The sequence below is a fragment of the Paenibacillus sp. A3M_27_13 genome (genome assembly GCF_024213315.1).
GTDB classification, from domain to species: domain Bacteria; phylum Bacillota; class Bacilli; order Paenibacillales; family Paenibacillaceae; genus Paenibacillus; species Paenibacillus polymyxa_B.
On the sequence record NZ_JANAVE010000002.1, the window covers coordinates 538,891 to 560,198 of the forward strand.

Annotated in this window: 20 protein-coding genes; 17 read left to right on the forward strand and 3 right to left on the reverse strand. The window is 45.0% G+C overall.

Annotation, left to right across the window (positions count from 1 at the left end; all coding sequences use genetic code 11):
* Positions 1–14 precede the first annotated feature (14 nt).
* Together NLX82_RS08950 and NLX82_RS08955 are read right to left on the reverse strand one after the other, a co-directional pair.
* The gene (locus NLX82_RS08950; RefSeq protein WP_023987753.1) at positions 15–1,148 is read right to left on the reverse strand and encodes an MGDG synthase family glycosyltransferase; all 1,134 of its coding nucleotides are present in this window, start codon (positions 1,146–1,148) and stop codon (positions 15–17) included.
* Positions 1,149–1,199: 51 nt separating this feature from the next.
* Positions 1,200–1,727 carry a phosphatase PAP2 family protein gene (locus NLX82_RS08955; protein ID WP_013309376.1) on the reverse strand — a complete coding sequence of 176 codons (528 nt, stop codon included), beginning with the start codon at positions 1,725–1,727 and terminating at the stop codon, positions 1,200–1,202.
* Positions 1,728–2,337: 610 nt separating this feature from the next.
* Between NLX82_RS08955 and NLX82_RS08960 the strand changes: the two genes are divergently transcribed.
* The 9 genes from NLX82_RS08960 to NLX82_RS09000 all read left to right on the forward strand — a co-directional run bounded on the left by NLX82_RS08960 (position 2,338) and on the right by NLX82_RS09000 (position 10,873).
* Positions 2,338–3,576, forward strand: a complete 1,239-nt coding sequence (locus tag NLX82_RS08960) for a glycosyltransferase family 2 protein (RefSeq protein ID WP_023987754.1) — start codon at positions 2,338–2,340, stop codon at positions 3,574–3,576.
* Positions 3,577–3,885: 309 nt separating this feature from the next.
* On the forward strand, positions 3,886–4,383 hold the full coding sequence (gene infC / locus NLX82_RS08965; RefSeq protein WP_013309378.1) for a translation initiation factor IF-3: 498 nt from the start codon (positions 3,886–3,888) through the stop codon (positions 4,381–4,383).
* A 20-nt stretch (positions 4,384–4,403) separates the two neighbouring features.
* On the forward strand, positions 4,404–4,604 hold the full coding sequence (rpmI, locus tag NLX82_RS08970; RefSeq protein ID WP_013309379.1) for a 50S ribosomal protein L35: 201 nt from the start codon (positions 4,404–4,406) through the stop codon (positions 4,602–4,604).
* Between the two features lie 52 nt (positions 4,605–4,656).
* Entirely contained in the window at positions 4,657–5,016 is a 360-nt protein-coding gene (gene rplT / locus NLX82_RS08975) for a 50S ribosomal protein L20 (RefSeq protein WP_007429517.1), read from the forward strand.
* A gap of 377 nt (positions 5,017–5,393) precedes the next feature.
* A complete protein-coding gene (locus NLX82_RS08980; protein WP_023987755.1) occupies positions 5,394–6,431 on the forward strand; it encodes a BMP family lipoprotein in 1,038 nt (345 codons plus the stop codon).
* Between the two features lie 140 nt (positions 6,432–6,571).
* Positions 6,572–8,110, forward strand: a complete 1,539-nt coding sequence (locus NLX82_RS08985) for an ABC transporter ATP-binding protein (RefSeq protein ID WP_023987756.1) — start codon at positions 6,572–6,574, stop codon at positions 8,108–8,110.
* Positions 8,103–9,182 carry an ABC transporter permease gene (locus tag NLX82_RS08990; protein WP_013309382.1) on the forward strand — a complete coding sequence of 360 codons (1,080 nt, stop codon included), beginning with the start codon at positions 8,103–8,105 and terminating at the stop codon, positions 9,180–9,182. Before NLX82_RS08985 ends, NLX82_RS08990 begins: the two co-directional genes overlap by 8 nt.
* Position 9,183: 1 nt before the next feature.
* Positions 9,184–10,143 carry an ABC transporter permease gene (locus NLX82_RS08995; RefSeq protein WP_010349245.1) on the forward strand — a complete coding sequence of 320 codons (960 nt, stop codon included), beginning with the start codon at positions 9,184–9,186 and terminating at the stop codon, positions 10,141–10,143.
* 382 nt (positions 10,144–10,525) lie between these two features.
* Positions 10,526–10,873 (forward strand): hypothetical protein, encoded by a 348-nt coding sequence (locus tag NLX82_RS09000; RefSeq protein WP_023987757.1) that lies wholly within the window; start codon positions 10,526–10,528, stop codon positions 10,871–10,873.
* A gap of 34 nt (positions 10,874–10,907) precedes the next feature.
* Here the strand turns inward: NLX82_RS09000 and NLX82_RS09005 are convergent, their stop codons facing one another.
* The gene (locus NLX82_RS09005) at positions 10,908–11,348 is read right to left on the reverse strand and encodes a GNAT family N-acetyltransferase (protein ID WP_023987758.1); all 441 of its coding nucleotides are present in this window, start codon (positions 11,346–11,348) and stop codon (positions 10,908–10,910) included.
* A 613-nt stretch (positions 11,349–11,961) separates the two neighbouring features.
* Between NLX82_RS09005 and ilvB the strand changes: the two genes are divergently transcribed.
* The 8 genes from ilvB to NLX82_RS09045 all read left to right on the forward strand — a co-directional run bounded on the left by ilvB (position 11,962) and on the right by NLX82_RS09045 (position 21,275).
* A complete protein-coding gene (ilvB, locus tag NLX82_RS09010) occupies positions 11,962–13,707 on the forward strand; it encodes a biosynthetic-type acetolactate synthase large subunit (protein WP_023987759.1) in 1,746 nt (581 codons plus the stop codon).
* Position 13,708: 1 nt separating this feature from the next.
* Positions 13,709–14,194, forward strand: coding sequence for an acetolactate synthase small subunit (gene ilvN / locus NLX82_RS09015; protein WP_023987760.1), 486 nt, complete (start codon positions 13,709–13,711; stop codon positions 14,192–14,194).
* 162 nt (positions 14,195–14,356) lie between these two features.
* Positions 14,357–15,349, forward strand: coding sequence for a ketol-acid reductoisomerase (ilvC, locus tag NLX82_RS09020; protein ID WP_013309387.1), 993 nt, complete (start codon positions 14,357–14,359; stop codon positions 15,347–15,349).
* Positions 15,350–15,472: 123 nt separating this feature from the next.
* The gene (locus tag NLX82_RS09025) at positions 15,473–17,014 is read left to right on the forward strand and encodes a 2-isopropylmalate synthase (RefSeq protein WP_025724101.1); all 1,542 of its coding nucleotides are present in this window, start codon (positions 15,473–15,475) and stop codon (positions 17,012–17,014) included.
* A gap of 204 nt (positions 17,015–17,218) precedes the next feature.
* Positions 17,219–18,295 (forward strand): 3-isopropylmalate dehydrogenase, encoded by a 1,077-nt coding sequence (leuB, locus tag NLX82_RS09030; RefSeq protein WP_028542967.1) that lies wholly within the window; start codon positions 17,219–17,221, stop codon positions 18,293–18,295.
* A gap of 322 nt (positions 18,296–18,617) precedes the next feature.
* On the forward strand, positions 18,618–19,157 hold the full coding sequence (locus NLX82_RS09035; RefSeq protein ID WP_023987763.1) for a peroxiredoxin: 540 nt from the start codon (positions 18,618–18,620) through the stop codon (positions 19,155–19,157).
* A 260-nt stretch (positions 19,158–19,417) separates the two neighbouring features.
* Entirely contained in the window at positions 19,418–19,834 is a 417-nt protein-coding gene (locus NLX82_RS09040) for a hypothetical protein (RefSeq protein ID WP_013309391.1), read from the forward strand.
* 337 nt (positions 19,835–20,171) lie between these two features.
* Entirely contained in the window at positions 20,172–21,275 is a 1,104-nt protein-coding gene (locus tag NLX82_RS09045) for an ATP-binding protein (RefSeq protein WP_023987764.1), read from the forward strand.
* The last annotated feature ends 33 nt before the right edge of the window (positions 21,276–21,308 follow it).

Here is a 21,308-nt window from a genome sequence, read left to right on the forward strand (position 1 = left end):
CAGGGTGCTTCCTTTTAGGAAAGCACCCTGTTCGGTTCCAGTATATCCAGAATACTCTGTGCGCTCTGAAGAGGATAATATCGCGCTACATTATGGACGTGCTCCTGTCGCTTGCGGACGATTTCTGGAAAATCGTGTAGCAGTCGGTTCATCCATTTAACGACAACATCCAGCGAAGTAATCGGTTCTCCGAAGCCTTGAGCCGTAAAGTATTGACAATTTTCCTCCTCCTGTCCAGGGAGAGGTTTGTGAAACAGCATCGGAATCCCTTTGGCCAATCCCTCGGTGCATGTCATTCCGCCGGGTTTGGTGATGAGCAGATTCGATACCTCCATTAATTTGTCGATTTCCCGTGTAAATCCGAAGATATGAATATTTGGATGATTAAACCTAGGATCCAATTGCATTTTACGACGAATTTTATCATTATGCCCCAAACAAAAAATAAATTGAATGTTTTCTCTCCACTGAGTAAGCGAACGATGTATGACTTCGTCATTCATAAGGCCCCAGCCGCCACCCATAACGAGTACGGTCGGGATGGGTTTAAGTCCAAATTGTTCTCTAATTTCATCGTGCCCAGGATGTTCCCAAAAATTTGGATGAACGGGAATGCCGGTCACCTGGATTTTCGAGACGGGTACTCCGCGCGCGCGCAGCTTACGCATGACTTCAGGCGTAGATACAAAGTACCGGTCAACCTCGGGACTAATCCATGTTCCATGTGCATCGTAGTCTGTAATGACAGTACAAAGCGGAACATGTAAACCTAAGCGCTTCAAACGTGAAATTACCGCGCTTGGGATGGGGTGAGTACATACCACCAAATCGGGACGAAGCTGCCGGAGAATGTTTCGGGTCTGCGTGTAGAACAGACGGTGCAAAGCGAGCGTTGTAAGACGGTTTAATGATTTTTTGTACTGATGACGGTAAACCAATCCGACTAGGCGAGGCTGCGATACAACAGTCTTCTTGTATGCTGTAATAATAAGCGGGGCCATTCTTGGATTCAAAAAACTCCCCAGCTCCAGCACTCTTGTCTGCACATTCGGAGAAAGCTTCCGCAAACTGCTTGAGAGCGCGTAGGCAGCTTGAGTATGTCCGGCACCGAAACCTTCCGATAATAATAACACTCGTTTTTTAGCCACTCTCATTTCACCTGTTCCTGCTGGGATGTTCTCAATCATACCATATCGGCTTTAAGGCCAGAATGCAACCGTTCCTATTGCTGCAGACGTTCCGATGACCGCTCCTGCGAGTACATCCGTTGGGTAGTGGAGACCCAGATAAATCCGAGAAAAACCTACAATTGTCGCTACAGGCAACAGCAACAGTGTTAGCATCGGTGACTGTAGCATAAAAGGCACGGTAGCTGAAAAAATAGCGGTCGTGTGCCCTGAGGGAAAAGAATGGTCCGACAAGGGGTTGCGGAATGTATTTGTACCTGGTAGCGCCAAATACGGGCGAATCCGCGGATACAGCCTTTTAACGATAGCTACGGGGATGTGACTGACCCCGAGAGCGATGGCTCCCTTCATACCGGAATCTTTCCACGGATTCGGAGCGAGCCACCAAATAAGGAGTGTGGAGGCTATAGTAAAGGTAGCCCCACCTAAATGTGTGAGATAATAAAGCCAGAAGTTCAAAAAACGGTTGTGTAAGCGTCCGTTGATCCATTTGAACAACTGCTGCTCCAGATTTACAAGTTTTACGACTAGACGTTGCATTTGGTTTCCTCCGGTTGCCGGTTCAGGTCAGTCGGCAAATATTTTGAGTCATTTTGACATAATCAGACCATAAGTAATTATTCTCTTGCTCTCATCATATTTTTAAACGCTGTTCATTTCAAGAATCACTAAAGATTCATAAATTACTTGGTTCAATTCTACACAAAAATGTTAATGGAATATAAGCCGAATTGTATAACTTTCTTTGCGTTCATCCGTCTAATAAGATAGAGTGTTTAGAAGTGGTTGCTAATTGGCCCACAAAAAGGAGGGACCAAAGAAATAAAAAGTTAGCAAATGGATGAAAATAAGACCTAAGCGTCATGAATGAGAAGCCCAGCGCCGCATTCCCGGTTCAAACGGGAGTTTGTTGTGTTTTTTTGCTGCTGAGACCAGTTTAAGGGCTTTGACAAAAGATTGAAAACCAACGAAAATCGTAATGGCATTCCTGTGTCAGCCAAAAGGGGGCTGCGCACAGCCAATGAAGAAAGCAAGGGTCGGGTCAAAAACTACAGAAAAGGCGCGCAAAGCGCCGCAACTTGCGCTACACAGATAGAAAACAAACAAACGCAAGATTTTAAGGGGTATAAAAAGGGGGTAACAAGAGATCATGTTAGACGCTATTTTCGTGACGCTCCAGATCATACTGGCGGTGATCGCAGTCTATCAGTTTGCATTCTCCTTGTTCGGATTGGTTCGCAAGAAAAGGAAAGAGCACGCGGCTCCAGAAAAATCATTTGCCATTTTAGTCGCTGCCCACAATGAAGAACAGGTTGTCGGAGCATTGATGGAAAATTTGAAGCAACTTGATTATCCGAAGGAACTTTACGATGTGTTCGTAATCTGTGATAACTGTACAGATAAGACTGCGGACATCGTTCGCGCTCACGGCATGAATGCTTGTGAACGTACGAATCCGAATCTGCGTGGTAAAGGCTACGCTATTGAGTGGATGCTCAAGGAATTATGGGCTATGCCGCGCCAATATGATGCTATTGTCATGTTTGATGCTGACAATTTGGCGCATACCAATTTCTTGAGTGAAATGAACAATGATCTGTGTACAGGTGCCCGTGTTATTCAGGGGTACATTGATACTAAGAATCCTGAGGATTCTTGGATTACAGCGGCATACGGGGTATCTTATTGGTACATCAACCGTTTGTGGCAGCTGTCACGTCACAATCTGAACATGGCTAATTTCCTCGGTGGTACAGGCATGTGCTTTGAAACAAATCTGCTTAAGGAAATGGGCTGGGGTGCGACAAGTCTGGTAGAGGATTTGGAATTCACCATGCGCTGCACACAGTGCAACGTATATCCAAGATTTAATTACGATGCCAAGGTATATGATGAAAAGCCGTTGACATTCAAGGCCTCGTCAAGACAGCGTCTGCGCTGGATGCAAGGTCACTTCACTGTTGCTCGTCGTTATTTCTTCCCGTTGCTGTGGCAAAGTATCAAGCATAGAAGCCTGATTAAATTCGATATGGCTCTTTATGGTCTGAACGTGTATATCGTACTGCTCACCTTCTTGATGACAGTAGCGATGTGGATAGATATCGCCTTCTTTGGTGGACCTAATATCGAGAACATCTATGTACAGTTACCAGCTTGGACTGGTGTTATAGCTATTGGTCTGAATGTTGCTACTTTTGTGATCGCAATGATTTTGGAAAAGGTCACATTCAAAAAAGTATATCTGTACTTATTGCTGTTCCCGATCTATGCGATTTCGTGGTATCCGATTACGGTCTATGCGTTCTTTACACAGAACAATAAGCAATGGAGCCATACCCAGCATACGCGTGTCGTTCGCTTGGAAGAGGTTCAAAGTAAGCAAGGTTAATTGGACGGTGAAATAGGACTGAAGATCGGTGTCATTCATTTTTCATTAAAGGGTTGACACCTCGATTGCACCGTGATAAGATATTCGAGTATGTTAATTGAAAAGATGGATTAACAAGTAGAAGGTCCGACTTCTCACCTGCCCGGTATTGCCGGCTGGTCATGATCCAATGATTTGTGAATTGAACTTTCATGATGAATTGAGTATCAGACAGGGATGTCGGCTGTGTAGTCGTCATCCCTTTTTTGTGCTTAAACACAATACAACAATAACAGGTTCTGGAGGTGGAGGGTTATTAGTAAGGAACATATGATCAATGATGAGATTCGGGTGAGAGAAGTACGTCTAGTTGGTGCGAATGGGGAACAAATCGGGATTACACCGACGCGTGAAGCTTTGCAAATGGCGATTGACGCAAACTTGGATCTCGTGAACGTGGCGCCTCAAGCGAAGCCGCCCGTATGTCGGATTATGGATTACGGAAAATTCCGCTATGAGCAACAGAAGAAAGAAAAGGAAGCCCGTAAAAACCAGAAGATCGTTGACATCAAAGAGGTATGGTTCCGTTCCAACATCGAGGAACATGACTACCAAACCAAGTTTCGCAATGTGGTGAAGTTCCTGAATGAAGGGGACAAGGTGAAATGCTCCGTTCGTTTCCGCGGTCGTGAAATTACTCATGCTAATGTGGGTCAAAAAATTCTCGAACGTGTGAAATTGGAAGTTGCTGATCTTTGTACCGTGGAGCGCCAACCCAAGCTCGAAGGACGCAGCATGATTATGATATTGGCTCCAAAGAGTCAATGACAAATTAAGGAGGAAGTTCAATGCCTAAAATGAAAACACATAGCAGCCTTAAAGGCCGCTTCAAAATTACCGGTACTGGTAAAGTAATGCGTTACAAAGCTTACAAAAACCATTTGCTTTCCCACAAATCCAAACGTGCAAAACGCGTTCTGGGTACTAACCCTGAGATGGCACCTGGGGACGTTAAACGTCTGAAACAAGGTCTTGCTAACCTGAAATAGCACTAGCACTGCAATGAATGAAGTATAAACATTATTTGGGAGGTCTATTGATATGGCAAGAGTAAAGGGCGGATTCGTCGTTCGTCGTCGTCATAAAAAAGTATTGAAGCTTGCTAAAGGTTATTTTGGTTCCAAACACCGCATTTTTAAAACAGCTAACGAGCAGGTAATGAAATCGCTTGTTTACGCATACCGTGACCGTCGTCAGACGAAACGTAACTTCCGCAGACTGTGGATCGTGCGTATCAACGCAGCAGCTCGTTTGAACGGTTTGTCTTACAGCAAATTGATGCACGGCCTGAAATTGGCTGGTGTGGACATTAACCGCAAAATCTTGGCTGATCTTGCAGTCAATGATATTAATGCATTCAACTCTTTGGCAACTGTTGCTAAAGGCAAAATCAACGCTTAATTATTAATAATGAAGCGTGGAAACCGCGAAAGTGGTAAAAAGGTATCCCAAGCAGTACGCTGTGTAGGGATGCCTTTTTTTGTACATACTCAATGTTACGGTAAAGACTTCGTTTTCTCCAAAATACGAATAAATATGACGTGAGATGGAAGAATGTATGTTTTTTTTAACTTTGTAGCGCTTACATTGATGGAACTTTAAAAAAAATTGACCCAAGGTTATTAATTGTCTAGATTTTAGCCGATCATAATTGTATAATCTCTAAAGTAAGTCTTCTGTACGATCTGTCTCGTCAGTAAATGACATGCATGAGCATGTACATGTTCAAAGAAAAGAGACAGTCCAGGGATCTAACACTAAGGGGGAACAGTATCAGCATGAAGAAAATGTTCAGTATGTCTTTGGTTATGCTGCTGGCGATCTCGGTCATTCTCGCAGGCTGCGGTAACAAAAATCAAGGTGCGTCCAACGCAAATGGTGGAGACACAGGTGGTTCTGCCAAAACATCGAATGTCCAAATTGGCATGGTTACAGATGTGGGTGGAGTAAACGACAAATCGTTTAACCAATCTGCTTGGGAGGCACTACAAGCCACTGAGAAAGAATCAGGCGCTAAAGTTAAATACCTGCAAAGTAAATCCGATCAAGATTATATTCCTAACCTGAACCAATTTGTTAAGGGTGATTTTAACTTGACTTGGGGAATCGGTTTTAATCTGGCGAATGCGATTGGACAAGTAGCGAAAGACAACCCAAGCAAAAACTTGGCGATCATTGACAGTGTCGTGGATGCGCCTAACGTGAAATCGGTTGTTTTTGCTGAAAATGAAGGTTCCTTCTTGGTGGGGGTTGTAGCTGGTAAACTTACCAAAACAAACAAAATTGGTTTTGTGGGTGGACAAGACAGCCCGTTGATCAAACGTTTTGAAAAAGGATTCGAAGCAGGAATTAAAGCTGTAAATCCAAATGCAAAATTGGAAGTTAACTACACAGGTGCATTTGATAAGCCGGACCTGGGTAAAGCAGCAGCTGCGACGATCTATAACAGCGGTGCGGATATTATTTTCCATGCAGCTGGCGGATCTGGTACAGGTGTATTTAACGAAGCACTCGCACGTAAGCAACAAGGGCAGCAAGTATGGGTTATTGGCGTAGATAAAGACCAATCGCTTGAGTTTGGTGACGACGTAACATTGACTTCGATGGTAAAACGTGTAGATGAAGCTGTAAAACGCGTATCTAAAGAAGTGATTGACGGTAAATTTAAGGGCGGTGTCGAGACACTGGCTCTGAAGGATAATGGTATTGGTTTGGCAGACACATCAACGAAAAACGTACCTAAAGACGTGCTTGATCTTGTAGAACAATACAAGCAAAAAATTATTAAGGGTGAAATTACAGTTCCTTCGAAATAAGTTTGGCTTGAAGAACATATAGGTGGCGACAAGGCTGGTTCATAAGACTAGCCTTGTTCTTACGTCTGGAGTTATATGGATTATAACGGGCAAAATCAGCTCATTGGAGCACATACTATAAAGTGTATAAGGGTGATCTCATGGATGCAGCGACCCCCGTCGTTGAGTTAAAGCAAATTACAAAACGATTCCCCGGCATCGTTGCCAACGACTCCATCAGCATCAAGCTGCATAAGGGAGAAATTCATGCCCTTTTGGGTGAGAATGGCGCGGGTAAATCTACGCTTATGAATATTCTTTTCGGACTGTATCAGCCGGATGAAGGGACAATTGAAATCGGAGGTAAACCCGTACAGATTGATAGTCCAAATAAGGCAATTGATCTGGGGATTGGCATGGTGCATCAGCATTTTAAACTCGTACAGCCGTTTACCGTGACCGAAAATATTGTCCTGGGCTCGGAGCCACGTAAGGGTCTGAAAATCAATTATAAAAAGGCTGCCGCAGAAGTACAGCGGTTGTCTGAGCAGTACGGCCTTCAGGTAAATCCGAATGCCAAAATTGAGGATATATCTGTTGGTATGCAGCAACGTGTAGAAATTATCAAAACGCTCTATCGCGGTGCAGATATTCTGATTTTCGATGAGCCTACAGCTGTACTGACACCACAAGAGATCACTGAGTTGCTGGACATTATGAAGCGCTTGGTCGCTGAAGGCAAATCAATAATTCTTATTACTCATAAACTTAAAGAAATTATGCAAATTGCAGATACGGTTACGATCATTCGCAGAGGTCAGGTTATTGATACGGTCAAGACGTCTGAAACAACCCCAAATGAGCTGGCTGAGAAAATGGTGGGCCGTCGTGTGTCCTTTAAAGTGGACAAGCAGCTTGCGCAACCAGGACAGACGGTACTGGAAATGAACAATGTAATTTCTAAAAACAAGGATGGCATTAATGTTCTAAATGAGTTGAACCTGCAGGTCAAGGCGGGCGAGATTTTGGGGATTGCCGGAGTAGATGGCAATGGACAGAGTGAGCTGATCGAAGCTTTGACAGGCTTACGCAAGGTGGATGGTGGGAGCATTCGTTTGCTCGGACAAGAGGTGGCCAATCAGCCACCACGCAAAATTTCAGAGGCAGGCGTTTCACATATACCGGAGGACCGTCATAAGCATGGGTTGGTGCTCGATTTTTCTATGAGTGAAAATATGGTGCTGGAGACGTATTACCAGGCGCCTTACAGTAAAAATGGCTTCTTGAACAAAGATGCTATAGAGAAACAGGCCAAAAGTCTTATCGAAAAGTTTGATGTAAGAACACCGGATATTCACACGAAGGCAAGAGCATTATCTGGTGGGAACCAGCAGAAGGCTATCATTGCGCGTGAAATTGATAAAAATCCAGACCTTCTCATTGCAGCACAGCCTACACGCGGTCTGGATGTCGGAGCTATTGAATTTGTCCAGAAACAACTGATTGCCCAACGGGACCAAGGTAAAGCTGTATTGCTCATATCTTTTGAACTGGACGAGATTATGAATGTATCCGACCGAATTGCTGTCATCTATGAGGGCAAGATTGTCGGGGAAGTGCTGCCAGAAGAAACGAATGACCAGGAACTGGGACTGATGATGGCAGGAAGTGCAGTGAAGAAAGGAGTAGAGAATGGCTAATCTATTGAAAATATTCACAAAAGACTCCTTTGTACTGGCGCTGGTCTCTATTATTTTGGGTCTCCTTCTGGGTGCTATTGTGATGCTGATTGGCGGGTATGACCCTATTGTGGCCTATTCTGCTTTGTTTAGCCGTGTATACGGAGATTCCTACAACTTTGGAGAGGCTATCCGTGAGATGACTCCGCTGATTTTAACGGGGTTGGCATTTGCTTTTGCGGCCCGCGCCGGTTTGTTTAATATCGGCGGCGAAGGTCAGTTTCTGGTAGGTATGACAGCTGCTTCGATTGTGGGCATTAAACTCCATGGGTTGCCAGCTATCATTCATGCACCGCTAGCTGTAATTGCAGGGGCCGTTTTTGGAGGTCTGTGGGCTGCGATTGCTGGCTATTTGAAGGCCAAAAGAGGTGTGAATGAAGTTATTACATGTATTATGATGAACTGGATTGGTTTGTATTTGGCTAATTTGGTGATCAATCAGTTCGCACTTATGGATGGTGAAAATCGTTCTGTGGATATTCAGCCTTCTGCTTCAATTTCCATCGAATGGCTGTCCCAGATGATGGGGAATGCTCGGGTACATTGGGGCACAGTTATTGCTGTGCTGGCAGCAGTCTTTTTCTACATTTTCATGTGGAAAACAAAGCAGGGCTATGAGCTTCGGGCTGTCGGATTTAATCAGGATGCATCCCGTTATGCAGGTATGAATGTAAATCGTAATATCATAAAAGCGATGTTTATTAGTGGGGTTTTTGCCGGATTGGCAGGCGCCTTTGAAGTGCTGGGAGTATTCCATTATCAATCTGTCATGGCAGGATCACCGGGAACGGGTTTTGATGGTATCGCTGTAGCTCTGATTGGGATGAATAACCCATTCGGTGTGCTGCTCGGTTCTGTTTTGTTCGGAACGCTTACGTATGGTTCTGCGGGGATGAGCTTTAGCGCAGATGTACCGCCCGAGATTATCCGGGTTGTCATTGGCTCGATTATTTTCTTCATTGCGGCCCAAGGTATTGTACGTTGGGTTGTGAAGCCGCTCTACTCCAAGCGTAAGAAAGAGAAGGTGTTGTAAAATGAGTTGGTTAACACTTGGTGAATTAATCCATACAACGCTCGTTTTTGCGACGGCGATTATTTTTGCGTCTCTCGGCGGAGTTTTTTCAGAAAAATCCGGTGTAACGAACCTCGGGTTGGAAGGACTTATGGTATTTGGAGCGTTTGCAGCGGGTGTTGGCGGATTTTATGCCGAGCAAGCTGGACTAGGAGGCACCTCTGCGGCTTGGGTAGGTGTGCTGTCAGCTGCCGTGTTCGGTATTTTGGTTTCGCTAATTCATGCTGTAGCCTCTATTACGTTTAAAGCCGATCAGGTTATAAGCGGTATAGTTATTAACTTTCTGGCAGCAGGTAGTACACTGTACATGGTTAAGCTTTTATTTGAGGGAGATGGTGACACCGGTCGGATTCAGGGTTTCAACGAAATATCCATCCCTTACCTTGTGGATATCCCGATTGCAGGAAAAGCCTTTTTCCAAGCTTACCCAACGACATATCTAGCCATTCTATTAGTTATTATTGGCTATTTTACTTTGTATAAAACACCGTTTGGCTTGCGTTTGCGTTCCGTTGGGGAGCATCCAGGAGCGGCTGATACAGTGGGTATTAAAGTAAATCGTCTTCGTTATATTGGTGTTATGATCAGTGGGGCGTTGGCTGGGATTGGTGGAGCTACAATCACTCTGACTACAACCAACATGTTCTCGCACAATACAGTTTCGGGGCAGGGATATATTGCTATTGCCGCTATGATTTTCGGTAAATGGAATCCGCTCGGCGCTTTTGGCGCAGCAGTGTTTTTTGGTTTTTCACAAGCCATTCGCAACTATGTGCAGCTGTTCGCATGGTCGCAAAGTATTCCCCAGGAAATTATTTTTATGTTGCCGTATCTCCTGACGATTATTGTACTGGTAGCGGCTGTCGGACGTTCACGCGCTCCGGCCGCTTTAGGTCAACTTTATGATCCAAGCAAGCGTTAAAACTTATAGACAGCTAATGTGCATGTTTTGAAAAATGTACATTGGTGTGAGGATTTTGCAAAAATCCCATAAGCGACTTCCAGTGAACAAGATATAGATCGAAATGGTTTAGTTTGTCTATATCTTGCTTCGGAGCGACTGGAATCGAATTTCGCAAAATCCTGGTGTATAAAAAATCTGGTATCTGCATGTGCAGGTACCAGATTTTTTTATATTGTGCAGGCATTTAAACATACGCTACTGGCATGAATGGAATAGACTGTGCTATGCAGATTGGACGGGACGCTCGGCCCCTGTCAGCTCCGGTCTATTTTGTGGTGGTGATGAGCTATCAAGGAGCCGTTCAATCTGTCCATCCGTTGAGAAAGAAGGAGGAAATACGATGAAACAGGCAGTAACCAGAAAGCAGGTGGAGAAGCTTGTCGGCAAAGTCATCTTTGCTACTCGTAAGGATGGTTCCCAGGTCAGCGGCAAGCTGATTCGCATTTCGGGTAACCGACTGGTTCTTCAACCAAACCGCAAGAAAAAGGTAAACACGAAGGCGATTATTCCTCTGGTGCTGTTTGACTTGCTTGCCATCGGCACAGCTCCATACATTGGTGCCTATGGTGGGGGATATGGAGGCTACGGTCCAGGTTATGGAGGACCAGGATATGGTCCGCAGCCAGGCCCGTATACAGACGGGGGATACCCCGGAGTAGGATATCCGTATTACCCTAATTTATTTTAGTCATACAAAATCTTGAGCCCGAAAAAGATACTTTTTACAGTGACTTTTCGAGTTCATGGCATCGGCTCAGAGCTACGTATCGCAGTATTTGATATTGATGACGCAGATAAAAATGGATCCCCCTGATATTGTCTTCGTCCACCATAACTTTAGCCCGCTTGCAGCGACGTAGTCGTCCGTAGTGTTCGGCATGCTCCAGCAGTTTTTTTCCGTATCGCATACCTTGATGAGCCGAAGAGATTGCAATCAAATCAATGTATAATAGTTCGCCATGCAGCATAACATGAATGAAGCCAACAACCTGTGCATTATCCGGTCTGCAAGCTACAAAAGTGATGCCCCGGTTTAAGCGCCGGGGTAATTCTTTGCGTATTTGTTTCATTTCTTGGGCACTTAAATGCGATAGGGGGACAAGCTCTTGCTCGATTAGACGAAAGATGATGGTGTCATCTTGAGAGCTGCGTTTTCGAATCATAAACGGGCCTCCTTTTCTACCCTTTTAACAAGATAAGACGTGGCTTTGGAGGAGTGCACTGTCTCACCGTGTGGTCTTTTTTATAATATGCGGGTACCTCTTACAAGCGTGCGACTCTGAGGTGCTTCAGAAAAGAAACATAAATTTTTATGAAATATGGGTATTGACTATCCCAGATGAGAGACATATAATGTGTCTAAACATTTGAAAGAATGACATGAACTCAACGGCAATGAAGAGGACGAAGTGATTAGGGCTCTTTTGTTCAGAGAGTGAGGCATTAGCTGCAAGCTTCACCAAAATCCCTTTTTAACGAGCTCACCTTGGAGCTGTTTTCCTGAAAAGTATTTGGGCCCGATGATATTAACGGTGCGCTGAATCACCTATTAGGGAAAATCGTACGGTCTACGTTACAGACGCCAGATATGGAGATCCTTTGCGATTTCTGTACCTGCCAAGGTTCGATATTGCGAAATATCGGGCAAACACGGGTGGTACCACGGAAGCTACAGCCTTTCGTCCCTCAGTAACAGCAAGTCTGTTCTAGGGATGAAAGGTTTTTTTGTTTTTACAAATGTCAGATGTATGTAAATTTTGTAAAGGAGGATGACCAATGAGTGCACAAATTCCTGAAGTTAGGTCAACCAATGAATTACGTGAAAAGTGGATGAAGCCTGAAGTGATTACAGGTTCGGAAATTTTACTCCGTAGCCTGTTGCTGGAGGGAGTAGATTGTGTCTTCGGATATCCAGGTGGTGCAGTGCTTTATATCTATGATGCCATGTATGGCTTTAAGGATTTCAAGCATGTCCTCACTCGTCACGAGCAAGGAGCTATTCATGCGGCAGATGGTTATGCACGGGCGAGCGGTAAAGTGGGCGTATGTATCGCGACTTCCGGACCTGGAGCGACAAACCTGGTAACTGGTATTGCGACGGCTTTTATGGATTCGGTGCCGTTGGTGGTCATCACGGGTAACGTTATATCTTCCCTGATCGGTACGGATGCTTTCCAGGAAGCCGATATCACGGGAATTACAATGCCGATTACGAAGCACAGCTATCTGGTAAGAGATGTAGAGGATCTGCCGCGAATCATCCATGAGGCATTTCATATTGCCAACACAGGGCGGAAGGGACCGGTGCTGATTGATATTCCGAAGGATATTTCCGCAGCCCAGACGTTGTTCGTTCCACAAACGGGACCAGTGACCATGCGGGGTTATAACCCGAAAGTGCTGCCCAACAAAATTCAACTAGACAAGCTAACTCAAGCTATTTCCGAAGCAGAACGTCCATTCATTCTGGCAGGTGGAGGAGTTGTATACTCCGGTGGACATGAAGCACTTTACGAGTTTGTTCGTAAAACGGAAATTCCTATTACGACAACATTGCTCGGATTGGGTGGTTTCCCAAGTGGACATGAACTGTGGACGGGGATGCCGGGGATGCATGGAACATACACCTCCAATCAGGCGATTCAACAGTCAGATCTGTTGATCTGTATCGGAGCCCGCTTCGATGATCGGGTAACAGGCAAGTTGGATGGGTTTGCTCCTCAAGCTAAAATCGTCCACATTGATATCGATCCTGCTGAAATTGGAAAAAATGTTGCAGCAGATATTCCTATCGTGGGTGACGTGAAGGCAGTGCTGGAATTGCTGAATCAGGATGTGAAACGCGCGGATCGAGCTGATGCATGGAGAGCACAAATTCAGCATTGGAAGAATGAGAAACCTTATTCTTATAAGGATTCTGAAACGGTGCTTAAACCACAATGGGTTGTTGAGTTGTTGGATGAAACGACCAAGGGCGGCGCAATCGTAACGACGGACGTGGGACAGCATCAAATGTGGGCAGCGCAGTATTACAAATTCAATCAGCCACGCTCATGGGTCACCTCTGGTGGACTCGGTACGATGGGATTTGGTTTCCCTTCTGCAATCGGTGCTCAGATGGCCAATCCCGACAGATTAGTAATATCGATTAACGGGGACGGCGGTATGCAGATGTGTTCGCAGGAATTAGCCATCTGTGCAATCAATAACATTCCGGTTAAAATCGTTATTATCAACAACCAGGTGCTTGGAATGGTTCGCCAATGGCAGGAATTGATCTATGACAATCGGTACAGTCACATTGACCTGGCTGGAAGTCCGGATTTTGTGAAACTTGCCGAAGCATACGGTGTCAAAGGGCTGCGTGCTACGAATAAGGAAGAGGCACGTCGGGCTTGGCAGGAGGCGCTTGATACACCCGGACCGGTCGTTGTCGAGTTTGTAGTCAGCAAGGAAGAGAATGTATATCCGATGGTGACGCAAGGTTCGACAATTGATCAAATGCTGATGGGGGACGAGTAAAATGACAACAAAAAATACCATTGCTGTACTGGTAAATGATCAACCCGGCGTTTTGCAACGTGTGTCCGGCCTGTTCGGTCGCCGAGGCTTTAACATTGAGAGCATAACTGTGGGACAATCGGAAGAAGTTGGATTATCCCGTATGGTCATTGTGACTGTAGGGGATGAGAACAACCTGGAGCAGATTGAAAAGCAGCTTTACAAGCTGGTTGATGTGATCAAGGTCATTGATCTCAGTTCCAAGCCGATGGTAGCTCGGGAATTGGCGATGATAAAGGTAAAGGCAGAACCGCCTCAGCGGCCAGAGATCATGGGCGTGGTAGAAACATTCAGAGCAGCTGTAATTGATGTTGGAACGACGAGCTTGATCGTACAGGTCATTGGCGATACAGAAAAAATTGATGCCATGATCGAGTTGTTGAAGCCTTACGGTATTCGGGAGTTGACTCGAACCGGGGTTACAGCTATGATACGTGGCAATGCTTAATATGGAGCTTTAACGAATTACCGCTTATAGCGCATTACATCAATAAAGAACCGCCCGCATAAGAGCGGGGGCTCGAAGAGATTTTTAGATACTAATCACGAGGGAAGTCTCTTGGAGTACCCGCTCATTATGAAGGGTCCAATTAAAAGGAGGAAATTAACCATGGCAGTTACAACGTACTACGAAAAAGATGCAGAACTCAGCGTATTGAAAGGAAAGACAGTGGCCGTTATCGGTTACGGTAGCCAAGGACATGCTCAGGCACAAAACTTGCGTGACAGTGGTGTGAATGTTGTTATTGGTTTGCGTGAAGGCAAATCAGCTGATGTCGCAAGAAACGACGGTTTCGAAGTTCTGAACGTAGCTGATGCAACAAGCCGTGCAGATGTGGTTCAAATTTTGTTACCTGATGAAACTCAAGCTTCTGTGTACAAAAATGAAATTGAACCTAACCTGAAAAAAGGCGCAGCTCTTTTGTTCTCCCATGGTTTCAACGTTCATTTTGGACAAATCGTAGCTCCTAAAGATAGCGATGTATTGCTGGTTGCTCCAAAATCCCCAGGACATATGGTACGTCGTACCTATGTAGAAGGGTTTGGGGTACCGGGGTTGATCGCAATTGAGCAGGACGCAACGGGTCAAGCCAAAGAAATCGGTCTTGCTTACGCAAAAGGCATTGGCTGTACACGTGCGGGCGTAATTGAAACCTCCTTCCGTGAAGAAACGGAGACGGATCTGTTCGGTGAGCAGGCGGTATTGTGTGGCGGCGTGAGCGCACTTGTAAAAGCGGGCTTTGAAACATTGACTGAAGCGGGGTATGCTCCTGAGATGGCATACTTTGAATGCTTGCATGAGCTTAAGCTGATCGTTGACCTGATGTATGAAGGTGGATTGGCAACGATGCGTGATTCCATCAGTAATACAGCGGAATATGGCGATTATGTAACTGGACCACGCGTGGTAACGGAAGATACGAAGAAAGCCATGAAGGATGTATTGACTGACATTCAACAAGGTAAATTTGCTCGTGACTTCATCCTTGAAAATCAATCTGGACGTGCATTCCTGACGGCTACTCGTCGTAATGAAGCTAACCATCCGATTGAAGTGGTGGGCGGACAATTGCGTGAAATGATGCATTGGATCAAAAAGTAATAATCTTTTGTACTATGAACTCGACAACATGAATTATTTATAAATATTAATTACAATGCGGCCCTGCTTATTGCGTGAGCCGCATTGTAATTTAAGGGTCCTATCCTGAGGAGGTGCGTTAGGTTGCGCAAAATATATATATTTGACACAACGTTGAGAGACGGAGAACAGTCACCTGGCGTGAACTTGAATACTCGTGAGAAAGTGGAGATCGCTCATCAGTTGGAGAAGCTGGGAATCGATCGTATGGAGGCTGGATTCCCGGCTGCTTCTCCGGGTGATCTGGCGGCTGTTAATGCAGTAGCAAAAGCTGTAAAAAATTCGACGGTTATTGGCCTTTCACGTGCAAGGGAACAGGATATTGATGCGGTTCGCGAGGCACTCAAGGGAGCTCAGGACCCGTGTATCCATATCTTTTTGGCAACTTCTCCTATTCACCGTCAGCACAAGCTGCGGATGGAGAAGGCACAGGTATTGGAAACCGCTCGTGCTGCCATACGCTATGGGTTGAAATATTTGCCTAAAGTGGAGTTTTCTTTGGAGGATGCAGGTCGTACAGAGCTTGATTTTGTGGTTGAAATGGTCACTATGGCTGTACAAGAAGGGGCTTCTGTCGTCAATATTCCAGATACGGTAGGTTACTTGACACCCTACGAGTATGGAAATATATTCAAACACATTAAGGAAAATGTGGTCGATGTGGAGAAGATTCAATTGAGTGCACATTGCCACAATGACCTGGGAATGGCTACCGCTAATACACTTGCTGCCATTCTGAACGGTGCGGATCAGATTGAGGGAACCATTAACGGTATTGGTGAACGCGCTGGGAACACGGCTATTGAGGAAATCGCTATGGCACTGGAGACGAGACAGGAATTTTTTCAGGCCAAAACGTCTCTGCAATTGTCTGAAATTGCGCGCACGAGCCGTTTGGTTAGCCGTTTGACGGGGATGGTAGTGCCGGGCAACAAGGCGATTGTTGGAGCCAATGCTTTTGCGCACGAATCAGGTATTCATCAAGACGGTATGCTGAAAGAGAAAACGACCTATGAAATCATGACACCAGAAAGTATCGGTCTGAAAGAAAGCAAACTGGTACTCGGTAAGCACTCAGGTCGTCATGCTTTCCGTGAGCGTTTGATCGAGTTGGGCTACGAATTGAACGAAGAAGATCTGAATCGCGCTTTTGGGCAGTTCAAGGATTTGGCTGATAAGAAGAAGGAAGTTTCGGACGATGATATTTTGGCATTGCTGGAAGAAAAATTGGCCGATGCACCTGAAGTTTTCAAGCTGGAAACCATCTTTGTTACCTATGGGAACAAGGCTACGCCTTCCGCACAAGTGCGTCTGGTTAACGATGAAGGTCAGGTTATCGAGACAGAAGCTGAAGGAAATGGTTCAGTCGATGCGATCTATAATGCGATTGACCAAGCCAGCAGCGAGAGCGTTGTACTTTCAGATTACTCCATCAAGTCTGTTACCCATGGTAAGGACGCTCTGGGTGAAGTCCATGTAGTACTGACGCAAAACGGACTGTCTGTACAGGGACGCGGGGTAAGCACCGATATTCTGGAAGCAAGTGCTCGGGCTTACGTGGATGCGCTGAATGGTTTGATCGACAAGCGTAAAAACTACAGTAACCGCGTAGATTATAAATCTTAATTTTATGTAGACTTAAGAGTTGGATATATACAGGATCGGGTGTTTCCGGTCCTGTTTTCTTTTTCTCTGATGAAAAAACAAGCTTATAGGCTGTGCCTATTGAATTGATAGATTCTATATCTTGGTCAAAGCCCTGCCATGTATGTTACAAAGAAGGTATGAAAAATACAGTTGTATAGCTGTATAACAAGAGGAGTGTACGTGATGGCAGACGTTAAAAAGATTGCGGTAATAGCGGGAGATGGAATTGGACCGGAAGTGGTCGCAGAGGCAGAAAAAATTTTGAAACGTACGGAAGAAGTGTTCGGCCTTTCATTTGAAACGGAGCATGCGCTGTTCGGCGGGATTGCGATTGATAAGAAGGGCACACCATTGCCAGAAGAAACACTGGCAGTATGTCAATCTGCAGATGCTGTTCTGCTGGGAGCGGTAGGAGGACCACAATGGGACAACAATCCAAAGGAACTTCGTCCTGAAACTGGACTGCTGGGCATTCGTAAAGAGCTCGGTCTGTTTTCGAATCTTCGTCCTGCTGTCGTCTTCGACTGCCTCAAGGACGCATCTACATTGAAACCGGAAGTGTTGGAAGGAACGGACCTGATCGTGGTGCGCGAACTGACGGGCGGCATTTATTTCGGCGAGAAGTTCAGACGAGAAAGTCCTCAAGGTGAGGAAGCAGTTGATACTTGTGCATATAATGTAACGGAAGTAGAGCGTATTGTGCGCCAATCTTTCGAAATTGCACAAAAACGTCGCAAAAAACTTGCATCGGTGGATAAGGCTAATGTACTGGAAACCTCCCGTTTATGGCGTGAAGTAGTTAACCGGGTTGCTGTAGACTACCCGGATGTCGAGCTGGAGCATGTATTGGTCGATAACTGTGCCATGCAATTGCTGCGTCGTCCATCTAGCTTTGACGTCATCGTGACGGAAAATATGTTTGGTGACATTCTCAGTGATGAAGCGGCTATGCTGACCGGATCCATCGGCATGCTCTCCTCCGCATCACTTGGACAAGGCAGCTTCGGCCTATACGAGCCGGTACATGGCTCGGCGCCTGACATTGCAGGTCAAGGACTGGCGAATCCCATTGCAACGATTTTGTCCGTTGCTTTGATGTTCCGTCTCACCTTCGGGTACGAGAAGGCAGCTGATGCCATTGAGAAAGCGGTAGCTGAGGTACTGGATGCAGGGCACCGTACGGCAGATATTGCGGTGGATAAATCTCAAGCGATCTCGACAACTCAAATGGGCGATCTGATCGCAGCAGCTATTCGCTAAAAGCTTTGTTAATGTACCCGTTCTGAAAAAAAGCTTCCTATTATATAGTAAGGTTATACAGTACAGCCTTTTCGGCAGATGTTTGGCACAGTAGCTCCTGAGCAATCAGGAGCTACTTGTATATTCAAAAAGTTCAAAATGTGAATAAGTTGTGAATTTTTAAGCTAGTTTAAAATAATTACAAAAAAGTAATGGTTACAATATTGACTTTGATTTCAGCGAATGATAACATTTATCAAGTAAGTTGTTCATTACAATACAGATGATTGAGGAAAGCACATTCGGTGTTTTTCTTACATATTTTAAAGGAGGATTTCATATTATGGCAGAAAGATTGGTAGGAAGACCCGCCCCTGATTTTGCATTGGAAACAGTAACTGGAGACGGTCAAGAATTTGGTTCGGTGAAGCTTTCCGATTACCGTGGCAAGTGGCTCGTATTTTTCTTCTATCCACTGGATTTCACTTTTGTGTGCCCTACGGAAATTACAGCATTGAGCGATGCTGCTGACCAATTCAAAGAGCTGGATACTGAAATTCTGGGTATCAGTGTAGACTCCGTGCACAGCCACAAAGCATGGATTAACACAGCTAAAGAAAACAACGGTCTGGGCAAACTGAACTTCCCATTGGCTTCTGACATCACGAAAAAAACAGCAAGCGATTATGGTGTTCTGATCGAAGAAGAAGGCGTTGCATTGCGCGGTTTGTTCATCATTGATCCAGAAGGCGAATTGAAATATCAAGTGGTTAACCACAACGACGTAGGCCGCAGTGTGGAAGAAACTTTGCGTGTACTGCAAGCTTTGCAATCCGGTGGCTTGTGCCCAATGAACTGGAAACCAGGCGATCAAAATCTGTAATATAAGCTTCACAAGTTGAAATTAAACAAGCAAGCCCCCAACTAGCGGTTACTCTTCCGTTATTGGGGGCTTGCTTGCCTGCTCTGTGCAGCGGAAGATGTGAGGATAGCCTGTTTGAATGAGACAATACAGAGTGAAGTAACAAATAATTATGGAAATGTTGTTGTGTTCTGGAGGAATTTTGCCTGATGAAAGCGAATAAGGTATTGTAGAAGATAAACAAGGCAGAACAGGTTTTGTTCAGAGGAGGCTGAGCCCGGATGAGTTATTGCTGTGGAGCAAGCATGGTAGGAACCAAGGGAACGCTGAAGCATTACCGCACCCAAGTTCATAATGTTCCTTTGCTGTTTTGCCCGGTATGTCGTCGCATTGAAGTTCATTATAAAGTCGAAAATGAGTATGAAATTCTGGCTGAATATGCACATGGAGATGGGGCAACCGAGATTGATTTTCAGGATTATGTCATGGAAGACGATGATACGATATTTGAAAATTGTGTGAATCGTGAAAGTGAAGATGCGTTTGAAATTGTGAAGCGTCAAATTGACATATCCCTGGATTTATTGATGGTAGCCAAACAGATGAATGATGAAAAATGGCAGGGAGAGCTTAAGAGAAGACTGGCCGTTATGAGCCAAAGACGATCCCGGCTTCAACATAATAAGAGCGGCAGTTGACATCCTACACACCAAAGAAGCTCTCAATTCTGGAGAGCTTCTTTGGTGTGTAGGGCGCTTGTTCCTAACGTAATCTTTCATTTTGGTAATGTTGCGCAGATATTATGACGAAAGAAAACAGGATAAAAATGTGGATTCGACACTTTTTCCGATTGACTGCGATCCTTAATCTTGTCTATCATAAAATAAGACTCGAATTGGAAAGAGATGGTCGGATTTCTGTGAAACTGTTTTCTACACCATTGAAGGGTAGTCGATAGATGCCTTTCTCTTCTTCAAGATTATTACGCGTCCGATACGGCCAGTTTGTCATTCCGAAACAAGGGGGAAGCCTGGCATGATCAGTGAATTCCAAGAAGCCTTGCTTGATACCGTGGGAGCTTGTCCTTCCACACAGATCGCCAATAACAAGTATGAAAATGTGCTGGAGAACCTGGATAGTGGTATCATGCTGTTTGACAGTGACGGGGTACTGACCTTTATTAACGTGCAAATGGCGAAATTGCTGGAGCTACCACGGAGTTCGCTAGCAGGTCGCAATTTGATGCAAATTTTGCATCATCCTGAGTTAAGTCGGTTTAAGAAGAAGAAAATCATGCGGATTTATAAAGAAACTATCTTTCATAGAAAGCGCTATCATGAGTTGATTGATGAGTATGGTCGGCATTGGTTGATAACAGTGACCTACGGTGATCAGATGGATGGCGATTTTTTGTTTAGCGTCAAGGATGTGTCGGATTATAAGCAGATTGAGCAGACGGCGTATCAAAACGATAAGCTGGCGATGCTGGGACGGATCTCTGCCTCTATCGCCCATGAAATCCGTAACCCGCTTACCGCAATCCGGGGCTTTATTCAATTGCTTCGGCCGCATTTGGTGGAGCTGGGCAGGGATGAGTATGCTCGGATTATATTAACAGAAATTGATCGTGCGAACGACATTATTTATGAGTTCTTAAATTCGTCCAAGCCTTCGGCTCCGCAAAAAACGGCTGTATCTGTGATGGGGCTGCTGAAAGAGGTAGTGATGCTGACAGAAAGCGAAGCATTGATGAAGGGTTGCCAGATTGCATTGGACGAAAATGATGAGCTCATGAAGGTTTCCATTGACGTCAAGCAGATTAAGCAGGTTATCCTCAATATGATTAAAAATGCGATGGATGCCATCGAAAGCATCGGTGGGGAACGAGAGGGCTGCATCGATATCCATACAGTGCTTGAGGGCAATTATGTTCACATTTGTATTGAAGATAACGGATTAGGTATGGATCATAATACATTGGCGCGTTTATTTGATCCTTTTTTTACAACAAAAGAAAGTGGAACCGGATTGGGACTGGCTGTGAGCTATCGCATTATCAAAAATCACGGAGGCTTCATACATGTAGACAGTAAACATGGAAGTGGCACACAATTTAAAATCACGCTTCCTGTAGTTTAATATGGGGAGGTTTTCGCAGAGGGGTCCTGTACA